Here is a 16,406-nt window from a genome sequence, read left to right as displayed (position 1 = left end):
GCAATTACCCTCCTTTCTGTTAATTTAATTCAACAATTTTGCATGCATCTAACAAAACCAAGTATTTTGCTTTAACTTTTTTGTCGGCAAAGGAATTAAGAGCTCTTTCATAAAGGCGCAGCTGACCTAAATATTTCTGCTTTATGTTTTTGATAGCTAATTGCAAATGAGTTTGATCAATATGATCGGTTTTATAATCAAATAATATTATGCCATCTTTTTCGGTAAAATAACCGTCTATTGTACCATGAATTAAAATTTTTGCGTCTGCATCACTGAAATTATCAAATAGACTATCGGCTGGCAACAGACTAGAAAATTCAATTTCACGGTGCAAGTTTTCTGGCTTTTGCCAAAATTTCTTTGCAAAATCACTATGAACAAACCAATTTATTTTTTCTAAATCTAAACTGGAAACAATATTGTTATTAAGTTTATTTTGCTTAACTAGTTCCTGTACTTCTTCTTTAACCTGGTCGATGTTTCCCGATCCATGATAATCGTAGTATTGCAGGATCAGGTGCATTGCAGTACCAATTTCTGCTCCTGTAAACCGTGTTTTAAACAGGAAATCAGGTTTAGTATCTATTGGCTGCAAGTAACGATTAGTTGAAGAAATTAGGTGCGCATTTTCCAGTTCGGTATCAAGAGGATCGTTAAACGCCTTTTTAATTTCAGATACTGATTGATAAGCAGTTGTCTGACTGGCATCTTGAAAAGGATAACTAAAATTAAATAGTTTTTTTGTATATTCTTCTAATGATGAAATGTTCTCAGTTTTGTTCTCCTCTTGACTAGCATCTTCTTGAGGATAAACCTTTTCATCTTGGTACTGGATATAAAGCAGTTCCTGACTTGTTTCCAAGGCTGAATTTATATCATTAATTTTTTGGCTTAAAAGCTTGTCCCATTTGACTGATGGACCAATCAAACTCATAGGATTTGAAGCGTTAAGCTTACTGCTCAACGTGAGACGTCCATTTTGATCAGCTTCATTTTCCCAATTTTCAATTGTTCGAGGCAGATTTTTTAAATCAGCTACCAAAATTAACTTTTGCTTTGCTCGGGTCATCCCTACATATAAAATGCGAGCTTCTTCTTCTAAAAGCTGCTTTTTTTTGGATATATTGGCGATAGATTTAACAAGGGTATCAGCACGATAATGTTTTTGCTTGATAGTTAAACCTACAGAACCTGAATTTATAATGTAATTGCCACTTAAATCCCGCTTTTGAAATTGATGTTGCAAGCCTAAGTAAAAAACAATGGGAAATTCCAGGCCCTTGGAACTATGTACAGTCATTAAGCGCACAGAGTTGCCAGCCTCTTTAGTTAAAAGGGGTTGCGCCAAGTCTTTTTGGCTGCGTCTCATTCGCTCGATAAAATTGATAAATTGATACAGGCCCTTAAAACCAGCGCTTTCATATGAAGCAGCTCTTTCATATAAAGCCTCTAAGTTGACTCTTCGCTGTTTGCCATTAGGTAGTGAGGTCATAATTTCAAGCAGGCTGGTTTTTTCATAGATGCTCCAAATCAATTCTGAAATTCTATGTGTTGCAGCAAATTTACGCAATTCTTCGAGTTGATTCAAAAAATCTTTTACTTTTTGACTAAGTTCGTCACCCACGGCAACATAAGAAGTTAAAGCGTTGTAAAAACTGGCATTCTGAGTATGAATTCTAATCGTACTGAGTTCAGGTTCTGTAAAATTAAAAAGAGGTGACCTTAATACAGCAACAAGAGGAATGTCCTGATCTGGATTGTCAATGATCCTCAAGTAGTTCATGATTATAGTTAATTCTAAAGTTTGAAAATAATTTTTCGCATCGGTAACCATTATCGGAATATGACTTTTGGCAAACTCTTGCATAATTTCAAGATTATTGCTGCGACTTCTGGTTAAAATAACAATATCACTGTACTTAAAAGGTCTTAAATGACTGCTATTTTGCGAATTTTTGTCATAAATTAACAAATTTTCCTCTGCGAATTTTTTAATACGGTTAATAACCATAGCAATTTCAGCTGAGTCAATATCGTCAGGATCATCTTCTTGAGGGTTAGTTTGGTCACTATTTTTTTCATGAATTAGTATTTCGGTTGCATCAGGAAGATTTGAAGGATAATATTTGGCACCATAAGTCAGCTGACTCTCCTTATTATAATCAATGCCTCCAAAATCATCCGTCAAAATATTTTTAAATACTTGATTAACAATAGAAATAACTGGCTTAGAAGAACGGAAATTGTCCGACAATAAAATTCTTTCTTCTTTTGCTTGATTTTCTTTAAGGGCTGCTTCTTGATACTTGTGTAAAAACAAACTTGGTTCAGCTTGCCTAAAGCCATAAATTGATTGTTTAACGTCACCAACCATAAAAAGATTGTTTTGACCATCTTTTTTAATTAATTGCAAGATATTTTCTTGTAGCGGGTTGATGTCCTGATACTCGTCGACCAAAATCTCATTAAATTTATTTTGATAAAAGGTTCGTGCCATTTGGGATGCGGAAGTGTCTTGGCTGAGAATTTGGTATGCTAATTGCTCCATGTCACTAAAATCAAGCAGGTTTTCTGCTCTTTTTAACTGATTAAAACGGTCAATCAGTGCCAGTTCTGCTTTTACAATTGCAGCCATTATTTGCTGGCCTTTTTGCATCATAGACAATTGCTCTTTTTCGTCAGTAGCATAAAAAGAAACAAAAGTAGTTAAAATCTGCTCTCTTGCTTCGTTTTTAAAATCACAGCACTCATCATAAAAAGCAACAATAACTTCGTCCCAATTTTTTGATCTGCGCATACCGCTTTTGAAAACACAGGCACGCAATCTTTCTCGTTGCTCATCATATGGACTATCATTTTCCAGATCATGCAAATAGCTGCTAAGACACTTTTCAAACAGGTCAAAAGTTTCTTTTGTTTTGTGCAGATCCTTAGTTTCCATTACCGTACTTTGACAAAAATGCTCTAGCTTATCAGCAAGATTTTGGAAAAGATTGACTAAATAAGGTTTAATTTCTTTCTGCCACAAAGAAGATTTGATTACTTCTTCTCCCACTTGATATTTTTGAGGTAGGCCTTGCAGCCATTTTCGATAATCGGGCTTAGCCATTGCGTAATTATATAAGTCTAACAATAAATTTTGCGGAGATGCAGCATCCCTGTCACCTGCAAAATTATCATAAAAAGCTATAAAGTCCCTGTCTTTTTTCTCTAGGAATTCTCCTTCAACTTCTTTTAATGCTCTTTCACGCATTAATTCCGCTTGAGAATCATCAGTTAGGATACTGAAACTGGGATCTATGTCGATTACATAATAAAAACGATGGATTACATCCAAACAAAAGGCATCAATCGTAGAAATATTAGCAGAATCAATTAGATTTAACTGTTGTCTCAAATATGATTTTTTTGAAGACTTCTGCATTTCATTTGATAATACTTCTTTAATTCGTTTTTTCATTTCAGCTGCAGCTGCTTTTGTAAATGTGACTACTAAAAGATGATCAACACTGACGCCAGAAAGAATTTCTTTCATTAAGCGCTGTACAAGAACGGTGGTTTTTCCACTACCTGCGGAAGCCGATACTAGTATGTCGCGGCCATGATCATTTATAGCTTTTTCTTGAACGGCTGTAAATGGAGTTTTTCTTTTTTCTTGAACCATCTTTAATTTCCTTCCTTTAGCCGTTTTTTAATCTTTTCCAGTAGATCATCCCTTTTCAGGCTCCCTACTTGATGATACTTATTTTCTTTCAACATGGCGTCAAAAAAGAAAATATCACGAAAGTCTGAATAAGTTAATGCATTATTTGCATTCCCATATTTATAGGGATTCAGCTTTATTTTTCCCGCTAAAATTTGACTGGAGGCATCTTTAATAAGCTCTTCGTCATATTTCAGCAATAATTCAAGTTCATCACTATTGAAATAACTGCCACCAAACTTTAAAGATCCATCTTTCGTAGAACTGACTCCGGCATAAATGGAAGAAGTACTACGTGGTTTATTTAAGTCAGGTTCAGCCGCGAGCATTAATAGCTGGTCATCATTAATTAAACCAGTATATTTAAGTTTAATCTGGCCATCTAAGTAAGCTTCTTTTATCTGCAAATTATTGTTGTACAATTTTTTGTTATTTAGCTTCTCTGTTTGCCTTGTAACTGTTTGATAAAAAGCACCTAAAAGTGAAAGTGGGTCAGATCCAGCAAAGAATTTGTGGTTTTGCATTAACACATCTAGATATGAAACCATTTGTAAAGAAATACCTTGGTAAAATAACCCCAGGTCAAATTTTTTAGCGGAGGACTTATAATCAATTACTTGAGCAATTAATCCGTTTTGATCAGGAACATGAGCCAAATCAACTCGATCTATTTTTCCTCTTAAATTAACGTAATGATTACCTTCTATGCCTGGCACTTTAAAGTTAAGTCCTTGCACCTGTTCACCTTTTCCAAAACTTAACTCTGAATATTTAGCACGCAGAGGAGTTTTTGAAACTGCATGATGCCAATTACTTGCTACTTTACTAGTAGTTTTATCAAGACACTTAAATAAAAACTCATTAAATGGGTCATTTAATAATTGCTGATATCTGGCCTCATTTTTCATTTTTGTACGTGCAATTGTAAGTAACTGATTTAGTGTTTCGTCATCAATTTCTTTCAAATCAAGTGAGCGGTCATTTAACTCCTTAACTAAACGGTCAAAGGTTTCGTGGAAATAATTGCCAGCTTGTATAGCATCCAATTCATTTTCAAATCTTTTATGAAGGTGTAAACCATATGTCAAAAAATATTCGTATGAATTTTCATAAAAAGTTTCCAGCTGAGAAACAGAAGAATTGAGGTTTGAACCATATAATTTTTGTGCCAAGTCAGGACCTATATTTTGAGGTTCGTTTATAAAATTGCTTCCTGCTATAACTTTAGCTGTTTTTTGCGGTAAAAGCTCAGCCGTTAGCTTTAACAATTCTTTAACATCAATATTCTTTTCTGCCCGATTAAGATAGCTTAGATATCCTAAACTTGCCTGTGGATTGGTTATAAAAGATAATAACTGACTAAGTTCTTCAGGTAAATTGTGTTGTGAAAATTCTGGTGCACCCGCAGTTTTAAACCTTTCATAATAAATTGAAGGCTGTACTGTACTACCCTCATCAGTCGCTAAACAATACGACAAATAAACTTTGTCCTGTGCTAAAGCCAAACAATTACCAAATTGGTAGTTTTGATCCCAGTTACTTAGCTGCTGCCTATCTTCAATATAAGAGTCTTCGCCAAAATCTTTTTTTAATTCAGCAAGATTTTCTGTACTTAAAAAGCCGGGAGTATTCTGTATTTGTGGTAAGCCGTTAACCGTTGCCCCCATAATAAAAACCTGCTTGTAGCCACTGACTTGAACAATACCCATTTCGGATAAATTTACAGCATCCAAAGTGGCTGGAATTTGAGAAAAGGTAGCTTCCTTAAAACCGTTAATCAGTACTGCAAAAAAGCCTGCTGGATCAAAATTATCAGGGTTAATTAACAAATAATCATGTAGCAGATTAATTAAAAGATCCCAAACCTGTTCTGACTGCCGGGCTTCTTGTAAAGCACCATCTTCTTGGGCATCAGCACGCCATTTTTCTAATACTTCATTGACTCCATTGTTAGTTAAAAAATTAAAAAATATCGTAATAGCTTTTTGGCTATCCTTTTCTTCTTTTAAACTATTAAAAAGCTGCGTAATTTGTTTGATAAAATATTCTTTTAATTTTTCTATTTTATTTACTTCTTCGGGAATTTTGTCTAATCCTATGACCTCTGCTGCCATATAATCCGCAAAGTTTCTCTGCCATAAATTATGGTTTATGCCATGAGCGAGAACAAAATTTTCCAATTGGTCAACATCATATACATAAGCCGTTTCGTCTTGATACCAGTCAGGTATTATTAAACGGGTCTTCATTATGGCCAGCAAATTTTGGGTCTGAAAAGGTCTCGACAATAACTGAGCGATGTTTTCAATTAAGACCACTAAAGGATGATACTTCATTTCTTGTTGTAAATCATTAAAGAAAGGAATTTGATTCTGTCTTAAAATTGGGGTTAAATATGTCTCGTATTCATGCAGATTTGGTGCCAGAACTAAGAAATCGCGGTAGCGATAGTGTCTTAATGCAACCTGCTGGTAAATGGTGTGAGCTACGTAATATGCCTCCGCATATCTGTTATCTGCACGCACGAGTTGGACTTGATTAAGATCACCAATGTTGCTTACGTCTCCAGTCCAAAATTCATTGAGCAACTCTCTTTTAGTTGGTCTGGGACTAACATTTGTAGTTAATATTTGATGTGGCAAATTATGAACTTTAATATATTGTAATAGTTTATTGATAGTAGTTTGAATGACATAATCGTAATCTCCTGGCTCAGCTTTTGGGTTAATCTCACCCAGCTGCGTTTTAAAAGCCAATGTGACGCTATGGGCTTTGGCCATCAATAATTTGACGGTTAGACATTCCTGAAGAGAAAAATGAGAAAAATCGCTAAAGTAAAAGTCTGCTTGATCTAAATTTTTTTGTGTAGCTAAAAATTCATTTAACTGCAACTGTATCTCGTTTGAGGTAGAAAATTTGCCTGTAATGGCTTCAATGAACGCTGAATAAATAATTTTAAGATCAGAAATCTTATTTTTGGTTTCAAGCTCAAGAGCATCTTGATCGATATCATCAAGATTCAAATTGCCTTCGCGAATTTGCAGAATTGTATCATATAATTGCTTTATTAAGCCTGGATTCAAGTTAGTAGTCTGAAAAAGGTGCAGCTGATCTTTCTTTTGATCAACAATTTTTGCAAGAAGCATTGCTGCAGCTGCATTATCAAGTTCAGTTGGCAAGCCCTTTTTTGCATCTTTTAAGAAAAACCAGGCCAAACGTGAAAAAGATAAAACTTGCAGGTTTTTGACAGATTGCTCAGTACGGTTTTGACTGGTAGCCAACCTATTTATTGCTCTGACTTCTGTGGTAAACTTAATGTGGTTGGGAACGATGACAAAAGTTTTATGATCAGGGAAAGTCCGATAATTTTGTACTGCTTCCTGTAAAATTTTTTCCTGCATGGGATCGGTTTGCCGACCGACTAGAATTTTGATCATCTGTTCTCTTCTCCTTTGTCATTATTTTAGCATAGGAACCAAATTTTTTTACAAACAATAAGGATCTTAAATAAAATGAAATCAAGTTTTTTAGCACACGGAAAAGTTATTCTTATCGGTGAACATTCAGTAGTTTATGGCTATGATGCATTAGCATTGCCAATCAAATCATTGCATATTAAAACGACTGTTGAACCGGCAGAGCAAATGTGGATGGATACGGCTCATTATCAAGGGCCTTTTTTTATGTCTCCATCTGAATATGACGGACTAAAATATGTTGTTAAAACTATGCTGACAAAAGCTGCCAGTAATGAAACTCTGAAAATAACTTATACAGGAGAGATTCCAATAGAACGTGGTCTAGGTTCAAGCGCCACAGTTGCTCTTGCTACAACAAGAGCAATGAATGCTTATTTCAAACTTAATTTAACTGAAGAAGAAATAATTGGAATTACTAACCATGCTGAAATGATTAATCACGGTAAAGCATCAGGTCTTGATGCAGCAACTGTTAATTCAGATTATCTGATCTTTTTTAATCAAAAAGATGGCCCGAAGTCGCTAAAAGCTAAACTAGACGCAACTTTGCTTATAATGGATACTGGTGAATTAGGCAGTACTAAAAAAGCAGTTAGTCAAGTTCAAGGTTTGATGGCAAAAGTCCCCGGTGTAAAAGAAAATATCAAGGAATTAGGCAAATTGGCTGATGAAACTAAATCAGCATGGTTAAAAAAAGACGCTGAAAAGGTAGGTTCATATTTTAATCGGGCACAAGAGATACTCCATTCATTTAATCTTTCAACCGCAAAAATTGGTCATTTGCAAAAAATTGCTCTTGCAAATGGTGCATTAGGTTTTAAATTATCTGGTAGCGGACTCGGCGGAATTGTAATTGCCTTGTGTCAAAATCATGAAGATGCTGTCAAAATAGCAGATAAATGTCAAAAAATAGCTACGAATAGTTGGATTGAGGAAATATAATTTTTATGGAAAAAACAGTTCGTGCCCATACAAATATTGCGTTGATCAAATATTGGGGCAAAGCAGATTCAGGTTTACGTTTACCTTTGATGTCTAGCTTGTCAATGACACTTGATAAATTTTATACTGACACCAAGATTTCAGATAGTTTAGAAAATCAATTTTGGTTAAATGGCGTCAAACAAAATGGACAAAGCAGCAGCCGTGTTTTTTCTTTTTTAAAATTACTGCAAAAAAAATTTGCTGTGACCGGCAAATTAAAAGTTGAATCATATAATCATGTTCCGACAGCTGCAGGATTAGCTTCTTCTAGTTCAGCTTTTGCGGCTTTAGCAGGAGCTTTTTGCCTACATTATGGTTTTAATTTGTCCCCTGTTGAACTTTCCCGTTTGGCTCGTTTAGGTTCAGGATCAGCCAGCAGGTCAATTTATGGTGGTTTTGCTATTTGGCGAAAAGGACACGATGATGAATCATCTTATGCCTATGCTTTAGATGAAAAGCCTGACATAGATTTGCGATTACTTGTGGTTGAGCTGAATAACCAGCAAAAAGATTTGTCTTCCACTCAAGGGATGAAGCAGGCGCAAACTTCGCCATTTTTTATGCCTTGGATTGCGCGTAATCAAACAGAATTAAAACAAATGATTAGCGCTATTAAAGCAAATGATTTTTCAACTATTGGCAGTTTGGCAGAACTGAACGCTTGTGAAATGCATGCAGTCAATTTAAGTGCACAACCAGGTTTCACCTATTTTGAACCCGCAACTATTAAAGCAATCAAACTTGTATCTGATTTACGTCGACTTGGTATAGAATGTTACTTTACAATAGATGCCGGACCTAATATAAAAATCTTAAGTCAATTAAAAAATGTAAAAGATATTACTAATAGGTTTGTATCCGAATTTGATAATGTTAACATAATAAATGCAAGTTTTGGTCCAGGTATTTCATGTCTGAACTAATTAATATAAATTAATTGATTAGGAGATTTAATTCTTTTGATAACAGAACAAGCACCCGGTAAATTATACATAGCTGGCGAATACGCCGTATTAGAACAAGATTGTCCCGCTATCTTGGTGGCAGTTAATCAATTTATTCGTGTTTCAATTATTAAGTCAAAATCAGGAACTGGTTTAATTCATTCTAAACAGTATTCTCAAAGTTCCATTCACTGGATAAGACGAGGAGCAAAAATGGTTATTGACAACCGTGATAATCCTTTTGAGTATATTTTGGCCGCAATTTCTTACACGGAACGTTTTTGTTTAGAACAAAAAGTCAAGATGAAGGTTTATGATTTATATGTTAATTCTGATCTAGATTCTTCTGATGGCAAAAAGTATGGTTTAGGCTCTAGTGCGGCAGTGACTGTAGCCACAGTTAAAGCAATACTCCGTTTTTACGACGTGCCTTTCAGTAACGAATTAGTTTATAAACTATCAGCCATTTCACATTATTCTGTGCAAGGTAATGGTTCAGCCGGTGACATTGCTGCAAGTGTTTATGGTGGTTGGATTGCTTTTCAAACTTTTGATAAGCAATGGCTTGCTGATGAATTAGCACACAAATCTTTATCTGAAGTACTGAACGAGGCTTGGCCTGGACTTAAAATTCAGCTTCTGACCCCTCCTGCCGGTTTAAAATTAATGATTGGCTGGAGTCAAAAGCCAGCATCAACCTCAAGGCTGGTTGATGAAACTAACGCAAATAAAGCTGCTTTAAACGGTCAATACCAGGAGTTTCTTAGGCTTTCACGCAAATGCGTTCTCAAAATGATTGCTGGCTTTGAACATAATGATATTCAGCTAATTAAAAAACAAATTCGTGTCAATCGTAAATTGTTGCAGCACTTTGCGCAAATAAATCAAATTGCCATTGAGATACCACGACTTTCTAAACTAATTAACATTGCGGAATCATTTGGTGGAGCAGCTAAGACTTCAGGTGCCGGTAATGGTGATTGTGGCATTGTAATTGCAGACAGGAATACAGATACTGCTTTTCTTGAAGATAAATGGCGTCAAAACGGGATAATGCCTTTGGACTTTCGTGTACACCAAATTCGAGTTGCTGATTAGAAGAACAGAGGAAAATTATGTCAATCAGATCTAATCGTAAAGAGGAACATTTAGTTTTGGCACAAAAATTTTATCAAAATGAAAAAACAAATAGTTTTGATAAAATGCACTTAGTACGCCCTGCATTACCAGAAACTAAAGTTGATCACCGAACCATACAAACTACAATGTTTGGTAAAAAAGTTGCAGCCCCCTTTTTTATTAATGCTATGACTGGTGGATCTCACAGATCTTATCTGATTAATAAAGAATTAGGTCGAATAGCCGAAAAAACAAATATTGCATTAGCATTAGGTTCTGCCAGTATTTTAACTAAAGAACCTGATTTACTAGATAGCTTTTTGATTGCAAGACAACAAGATCCTGATGGCGCTTTAATAGCAAATGTTAATGCAAAGACTTCAGCCGAACAAGCTGAAAAGATTGTGACAGAGCTAAAAGCTGATGCATTGCAAATACACCTAAATGTGGTACAGGAAATAGCTATGCCAGAGGGTGATCGAGATTTTTATTGGCTTGATAACTTAAAAGAGCTGCGTCAGAAAGTAACAGTTCCAATTATTATAAAAGAAGTCGGTTTTGGATTAGACAGAGAGACAATTCGTTCATTAAAAAATGAAGGCTTTAGATTTTATGACGTTGCAGGAAGTGGCGGAACTAATTTTGCTCAGATAGAAAATGCACGTAATACTAATAATGTTTCTTATTTAAATAATATTGGCTTACCCACCGTTGTTTCGAGTTTAATGGCAGCCAAAGAGCAAGTTGAATTTACTGTTTCTGGTGGTGTGCGTAATCCGTTAGATGTTTTTAAGGGGCTTTGCTTAGGTGGAAAATTTGTGGGAATTTCTAATGTATTTTTACAGGCATTACTTAAGCATGATGCAGATTACCTGCAAAACCTTATTGAAGAATGGCAATATGAACTTGCTTGTCTTCTTGCAATTTACGGTCAAAACGATCTCTCTGGTCTAACCAAGATTGATAAATATTATGACTTTTCACTAAAAACTATTATCGATCAGTTATTATAAATAAAAATGAGTACGAAAATTTTAAAAATCTTGGTACTCATTTTTATTTGACAATAATTTACTTTAATAAACGCCATATTTCCTTTTGAACAGCACTATCATTACTAGAACCTATGATGTGGTTGGCAGCTTTTTTGGCACTCGGAAGAGCTGTTCCAGTAGCATAACTACTGCCTGCATATTTTAACATTCCCACATCGTTGCCACTATCGCCAAAAGAAACCATTTCCTTTGGACTAATCTTGTATTTGCTGCCCAAATATTGCAAACCTCGTGCTTTATTCATGCCTTTTGTCGACATATCTATTGATGTCGCTGAACCGGAAACAAAACCAATTTGCGGATATTTCCGCTTAAGTTCTTCTAAAAGTTTAACCATTCTATTTTCTGGAACGTCAAAAGTGACCTTAAAAACTTGATCATCCAGATGATTAAAATTCTCAACAACTGTCAGTTTTTCATAATATTTTTTCAAATCTTCTGCATATTCAGGACCATCACTTTTTAAAATATATGCACTTGCAAGACCAGAAACCGTTACTTTTTCATCATATTCTTGGATGATTTGTAAAATCGTGAGCCAGTCTTCTTCAGAAAGGCACTCAACATGAATTACTTGCCTGCCTTGAGCTACGAGTGCCCCATTATCAGCAATGTAATAAAGCTGATTAGCCACTTGGGGAAATCGGGAGTACAAATTTTCAAATTGGTTTCCACTTGCAACTACAAATTTTATTCCTCTTTTTTGCATTATTTGGAATTCTTGCAAAAATAACTCTCGATCATAAGTTTTTTGGTCAGTTAGCCAAGTTCCGTCCATATCAGTAGCGATTAATTTAATCATTCTTTTTTCTTTCTCTAAATTCGTAATCCTTTGGGATAATAGTTTTTAATAATATGATTGCTTACTTTGCCAAAGCCTAAAATAAAATGTTTAAAGCTGACAAGAATAAATCCAGTTTCATCTGAATCAGTTCTGATAGCTTCTCCATGCAAATATTTGAAATAATTACTGCTACTTAAGTCAATTACCCTATTCTGCTCTTGTGCTGCTAAGACCATAGCCAGTTGATGTCCAGGTTCAAAGCGTTTTTTCTTTAGAATACCCAACTCAATACCATTGGATAAAATTTTAAGATGGGAAGCAGAATTAGTGCTTAGTGCGGGAATAAAAACGTGATTATTGTGAACTTGACATTTAAACTGCCAGTTCTCAATTGCAGATGGTAAATTAAATCTATCTAGCACGCTTGAAATCAAATGCATATCAGATTTGGTTAAAGCACTTTTAAGTTGCTTCTTATGATCTGACTTCTTACTTGTCGAACCAAAAGATTGAGCATTCTTTTTTCCTTCTAACCTTAACTTTGCTACATACTGTCCCTCTCCAATATTGGCAGTAGGCCAAAATCGTGCAGTTTTAGCCAACTCAATATTATTATCTGACCATTCTGGATGACCATGGTCAATATATTGTTCATCTATTTTTAGTGGCAATATTGTAAAACCAAAAGTTTTAGTTAACCAAGAAACTATTTGTTCATTTTCTTCTGGAGAAAAAGTACAAGTTGAATAAATTAGTTTCCCACCTGGTTTAAGCATTTGAACTGCAAAAGACAGAATTTCTTTTTGCCGTTGCTGACAAAAAAGCACGTAATCCTGTGACCAATATTCAATAGCTTTAGGGTCTTTGCGAAACATACCTTCACCACTGCATGGAGCATCAACCAATATTTTATCAAAATACTGTGAAAAATATTTTGTTAATTTTTCTGGTTTTTCACTTGTGATTAGTGCATTTGTTATTCCCCAACGTTCAAGATTTTCACGTAAAATTTTTGCTCGACTAAGCGAAATTTCATTTGCAAGCAAGAATCCTTGGCCTTTTAGTTGTACGCCAATCGCAGTGCTTTTCCCACCAGGGGCAGCACATAAGTCTAAAATCTTTTCCCCAGGCTGGGCTTCAAGAAAAAAAGCAGGAAACATTGCAGCAGGTTCTTGTGAATACACTGTCCCACTCACCCAATCAGGATCTTTTCCACTTATTTTGCCATAATAGGCATTTGGTATTAGCGGAATTTTTTCATTATGATCATAAGAAAGGGTTTGATTTTCTTTTAATGAATTGATTCGATAAGCATTTTTAGAATTTTCATTTATTGCTTTAAAAAGATGGTCAGCTTTACTCTTACCTAATAGCTTTGTATATTTTTTGATGAAATCTTCAGGCAGTTTTGGCATTATTTTTTTCCTTTCGTAATAAGTGCAGAATGCTTAAGGCGTAAAAAATAGAAATTATTACCCAACTTGTCATTAAAAGCCAAATTAAGTGTTGTGGCTTGGAAACGAATTTTCGCGAGATCAAAAAGAAATATGCACCAAAAGTAACTACAAGTTCTACAAGCAAAATTCTAATTCCATGATTGATTAACCAATTGTGTAGCAGACTGCCCTTCAAATTTGTCTGCTGAACTGTTTTCCAATCCATAAATGCCAAAATTATATTACTTGCTGAAGCAATTAACAAAAAAATTAAGATAAATAAAATTTCACGAATAATTGAAAACTGATGTATTTGATGATTTTTGACAAAAACTGGTGTTTTTGCTTTTACTCCATAATGCTTAGCGATTTGTTGAATTACTTTATTTGAACTGTCGATTATGATCTGATAATCACGCAGTTTAAATTTGCCAGTTGGTTGTTTCGGACTAGCAGTCAAATAATAGCCGTTTTGCTTCATTTGACGATAATGCTTTAAAGTTCCTATAACCGTATAATATTTTTTGTTTATGTAAACATACTCGTTTCCTTGCGCCTTTAAAGTCGGAACTTTTGCGTTTAAACCAAGTACAGCAAAAGAAACTTGACCTTTAAAGTCATCTTTTGTGAAGTACCTTCCTGATTCAGTCGGTAGTTTTAGCACATTATGATTTGACCACACGAGAGTTTGATTTTTCTTGGCTTTGGATGTCATATGAACTTGAATTTTATTATGAGAATATCTTTTTTTCAAATAGGTCAAGAAAGTTCTAACTTCTTGATTGTTTTTGACTTCAATATAGCGAGTATTGTTGCTTAAACCATATGCCTCAAGCAGTTGGTTCGCTTCACGAGACTGAACATTTGACAACATACTGCCTATACCTAAAAAAGATAAAAATATAATAATAATTAAAATGATTTTTTTAAATTTCATGTGTTATCTCAAAAATGTGTTCATTAATAAAATCAAAACTGTGAAAAGTTTGATTAATCTGTTTTAATTCTGGGGAATGATGTATTAATCCTTTTTGCCAAAAAGCTGCTGAATTGGTCGCTCCGCCTTTTTCTCCTATGAAGAGCAGACGGCTTGTTGTATTCATTTTTTGCCATGTTGAAACAACATTTGTGTCGCTATTGCCAAAATTGGGAGCCCAGGAGCATATTATTAGATCGACATTGTCAAATATCTTAACGGCCTTAGTAGCTTCAAAATTTCTGACTGTCATAAATTGTCTTGAGCCAGTGCTTGAAGTTTTTGACCAATCTAAGTTATCTGTGACTGTCATTTCAACGCCTACATCAGAGAGAGCTTTGCTCCAATATGCATTGCCTGCCATAATTTCCAAACCGGTTTTAATATTTAAACTTTCTTTAATTGCATTAGCTGTCTGCAAATTAGGAAGTGACCAAACACCAAAATTAATTGCCAAAAATTGTCTTAAATTGTTGATTAACTGATTAGCAGACTTAAATTTCTTAATATCAGTTTGCGAAAGACCAGCACATATTTCTTCAGATTTATCTGGCAAAAAGCCCAGTTTCTCTGGAGCTTTCCTTAAAACTTGCTTTTGGCTCACAACAGAAACAATATCGTTAATTTCCTTTACTTGATGATGTATGGGGTCAATATTAAGCTCTTGATCTAACTGGTTAATTTTACTTAAAAAATTTGTCATTATCAAATACCTATAATGATTTTAACATTCAAACTGAAGGATTTCAGTTATAATAAAAGGTAACATAATAAAGGAGAAAAATTTTATGGCGAAAAAAGTAACAAAAAAGCAAGACGAAGAGGAAGAAAGCTTAGGTAAATTTATTCTTGATGTTGTCATAATGATGGCAGTTATTTTAGGTGTGTTCTATGTTTTATTCCATTTTGTACTTTCTAATGATAGAGTTTCTGGACCGTCTATGCAACCGACTTTTGAAGATAATGATCGTTTGATTGCTGTGCGTAATTTTACTCCTAAGCGTAATGATGTTGTTGTTTTGCTCGCACCCAAGGCAGCAAATGATGTCCCAGGGGCATACTACATCAAGCGAATAATTGGTCTTCCTGGTGATAAACTTGTTTCAAAAAATGATAAAATGTATGTTAACGGGAAGCTTTTACCTGAGCCATATCTTGAAAATCATTTCAAAAAGGATAATAATGCTCAAGGACAGACCTATACAACAAATTTCACCTATAAGGTTCCAAAAGGCTATTATTGGGTAATGGGCGATCACCGTGATATTTCTAAGGATTCACATATTTTTGGTCCTGTAAAGCGACAAAATTTAATTGGTAAAGTCAAATTCAGATACTGGCCATTTAATAAAATTCAGGGTTTTTAATTTCCTTTGAATTTTAATATTTTTCCGCTAAAATAAATTGTAAAGGAGAATTTATTATGAATCAGCAATTAGAAGAATTATCCGATGCAATTATCGATTTTCAAGTAAAACATCATGTTACTGATACGGATTTGGCTTTTGCAAGTCACTTATCAGTTGAAAAAATTCACTCAATGAAAACTGGCGATGGTGAATTCACTCCTGAAGAAATTAATCAGTTGTACGATTACCTTGCTGCAAATCATTAAAAAGTTATTTATAAGTTTAGCCTGCAATGCATCTTATTTCATTGCGGGTTTTTATTTTCGTTGATTTTAGAAAATGTTAGTCATAGAAATTATCTTGCTTTTGACCAGTTTAATAGCTCATATCATTTCAAGAAAAAGCAAAAATCTTAAAGCTGAGAAAATTTCTGCTTTGACTTTCATTGCCTTTTGTCTTTTATTTGCATTGGTATTTTTTTGTTTGTTGAAGTGCTCCATAATAGTTAGACATTAATCTGACTATTAGGAGCACTTTTTTCATGACTAAATATTCAACTACTTTGAAAATGGAA

At 34.5% G+C, this 16,406-nt stretch carries 12 protein-coding genes; 6 read left to right on the top strand and 6 right to left on the bottom strand.

The window, feature by feature from the left end:
- Positions 1–19: 19 nt before the first annotated feature.
- The gene (gene addA / locus LACWKB10_RS04185; protein ID WP_034979117.1) at positions 20–3,667 is read right to left on the bottom strand and encodes a helicase-exonuclease AddAB subunit AddA; all 3,648 of its coding nucleotides are present in this window, start codon (positions 3,665–3,667) and stop codon (positions 20–22) included.
- Positions 3,668–3,669: 2 nt separating this feature from the next.
- Positions 3,670–7,143, bottom strand: coding sequence for a PD-(D/E)XK nuclease family protein (locus LACWKB10_RS04180; protein ID WP_034979114.1), 3,474 nt, complete (start codon positions 7,141–7,143; stop codon positions 3,670–3,672).
- A 75-nt stretch (positions 7,144–7,218) separates the two neighbouring features.
- Between LACWKB10_RS04180 and mvk the strand changes: the two genes are divergently transcribed.
- Genes mvk through fni form a run of 4 tightly spaced genes read left to right on the top strand, consistent with a single transcriptional unit; the run spans position 7,219 to position 11,245 of the window.
- Positions 7,219–8,127: a mevalonate kinase gene (gene mvk, locus LACWKB10_RS04175; protein ID WP_034979111.1), complete on the top strand. Its 909-nt coding sequence runs from the start codon at positions 7,219–7,221 to the stop codon at positions 8,125–8,127.
- A gap of 5 nt (positions 8,128–8,132) precedes the next feature.
- Positions 8,133–9,092 (top strand): diphosphomevalonate decarboxylase, encoded by a 960-nt coding sequence (gene mvaD, locus LACWKB10_RS04170; protein WP_034979108.1) that lies wholly within the window; start codon positions 8,133–8,135, stop codon positions 9,090–9,092.
- Between the two features lie 36 nt (positions 9,093–9,128).
- Positions 9,129–10,211 (top strand): phosphomevalonate kinase, encoded by a 1,083-nt coding sequence (locus LACWKB10_RS04165; RefSeq protein WP_034979105.1) that lies wholly within the window; start codon positions 9,129–9,131, stop codon positions 10,209–10,211.
- A gap of 17 nt (positions 10,212–10,228) precedes the next feature.
- The gene (gene fni / locus LACWKB10_RS04160) at positions 10,229–11,245 is read left to right on the top strand and encodes a type 2 isopentenyl-diphosphate Delta-isomerase (protein WP_034979102.1); all 1,017 of its coding nucleotides are present in this window, start codon (positions 10,229–10,231) and stop codon (positions 11,243–11,245) included.
- Positions 11,246–11,303: 58 nt separating this feature from the next.
- Here the strand turns inward: fni and LACWKB10_RS04155 are convergent, their stop codons facing one another.
- From LACWKB10_RS04155 to LACWKB10_RS04140, 4 genes are read right to left on the bottom strand one after another with little or no spacing between them, the layout of a single operon-like run.
- Positions 11,304–12,089, bottom strand: a complete 786-nt coding sequence (locus LACWKB10_RS04155) for a Cof-type HAD-IIB family hydrolase (RefSeq protein WP_034979098.1) — start codon at positions 12,087–12,089, stop codon at positions 11,304–11,306.
- A 14-nt stretch (positions 12,090–12,103) separates the two neighbouring features.
- Entirely contained in the window at positions 12,104–13,486 is a 1,383-nt protein-coding gene (locus LACWKB10_RS04150; protein WP_034979094.1) for an RsmF rRNA methyltransferase first C-terminal domain-containing protein, read from the bottom strand.
- Entirely contained in the window at positions 13,470–14,444 is a 975-nt protein-coding gene (locus LACWKB10_RS04145) for a hypothetical protein (RefSeq protein ID WP_034979091.1), read from the bottom strand. Before LACWKB10_RS04145 ends, LACWKB10_RS04150 begins: the two co-directional genes overlap by 17 nt.
- On the bottom strand, positions 14,434–15,186 hold the full coding sequence (locus LACWKB10_RS04140; protein WP_034979090.1) for a hypothetical protein: 753 nt from the start codon (positions 15,184–15,186) through the stop codon (positions 14,434–14,436). Before LACWKB10_RS04140 ends, LACWKB10_RS04145 begins: the two co-directional genes overlap by 11 nt.
- A gap of 85 nt (positions 15,187–15,271) precedes the next feature.
- Between LACWKB10_RS04140 and lepB the strand changes: the two genes are divergently transcribed.
- Together lepB and LACWKB10_RS04130 are read left to right on the top strand one after the other, a co-directional pair.
- The gene (lepB, locus tag LACWKB10_RS04135; RefSeq protein ID WP_034979074.1) at positions 15,272–15,850 is read left to right on the top strand and encodes a signal peptidase I; all 579 of its coding nucleotides are present in this window, start codon (positions 15,272–15,274) and stop codon (positions 15,848–15,850) included.
- A gap of 56 nt (positions 15,851–15,906) precedes the next feature.
- Positions 15,907–16,098 carry an LBP_cg2779 family protein gene (locus LACWKB10_RS04130; protein WP_034979071.1) on the top strand — a complete coding sequence of 64 codons (192 nt, stop codon included), beginning with the start codon at positions 15,907–15,909 and terminating at the stop codon, positions 16,096–16,098.
- The last annotated feature ends 308 nt before the right edge of the window (positions 16,099–16,406 follow it).

The sequence above is a fragment of the Lactobacillus sp. wkB10 genome (genome assembly GCF_000760615.1).
Taxonomy (GTDB): Bacteria; Bacillota; Bacilli; order Lactobacillales; family Lactobacillaceae; genus Lactobacillus; species Lactobacillus huangpiensis.
This window is presented reverse-complemented; position numbering and strand designations above follow the sequence as displayed.

What these genes read in the sequence shown, in the direction of transcription:
- addA (WP_034979117.1), bottom strand. Translation starts at nt 3,667, where the DNA reads ATGGTTCAAGAAAAAAGAAAAACTCCATTTACAGCCGTTCAAGAAAAA.
- LACWKB10_RS04180 (WP_034979114.1), bottom strand. Translation starts at nt 7,143, where the DNA reads ATGATCAAAATTCTAGTCGGTCGGCAAACCGATCCCATGCAGGAAAAA.
- mvk (WP_034979111.1), top strand. Translation starts at nt 7,219, where the DNA reads ATGAAATCAAGTTTTTTAGCACACGGAAAAGTTATTCTTATCGGTGAA.
- mvaD (WP_034979108.1), top strand. Translation starts at nt 8,133, where the DNA reads ATGGAAAAAACAGTTCGTGCCCATACAAATATTGCGTTGATCAAATAT.
- fni (WP_034979102.1), top strand. Translation starts at nt 10,229, where the DNA reads ATGTCAATCAGATCTAATCGTAAAGAGGAACATTTAGTTTTGGCACAA.
- LACWKB10_RS04155 (WP_034979098.1), bottom strand. Translation starts at nt 12,089, where the DNA reads ATGATTAAATTAATCGCTACTGATATGGACGGAACTTGGCTAACTGAC.
- LACWKB10_RS04150 (WP_034979094.1), bottom strand. Translation starts at nt 13,486, where the DNA reads ATGCCAAAACTGCCTGAAGATTTCATCAAAAAATATACAAAGCTATTA.
- LACWKB10_RS04145 (WP_034979091.1), bottom strand. Translation starts at nt 14,444, where the DNA reads ATGAAATTTAAAAAAATCATTTTAATTATTATTATATTTTTATCTTTT.
- LACWKB10_RS04140 (WP_034979090.1), bottom strand. Translation starts at nt 15,186, where the DNA reads ATGACAAATTTTTTAAGTAAAATTAACCAGTTAGATCAAGAGCTTAAT.
- lepB (WP_034979074.1), top strand. Translation starts at nt 15,272, where the DNA reads ATGGCGAAAAAAGTAACAAAAAAGCAAGACGAAGAGGAAGAAAGCTTA.
- LACWKB10_RS04130 (WP_034979071.1), top strand. Translation starts at nt 15,907, where the DNA reads ATGAATCAGCAATTAGAAGAATTATCCGATGCAATTATCGATTTTCAA.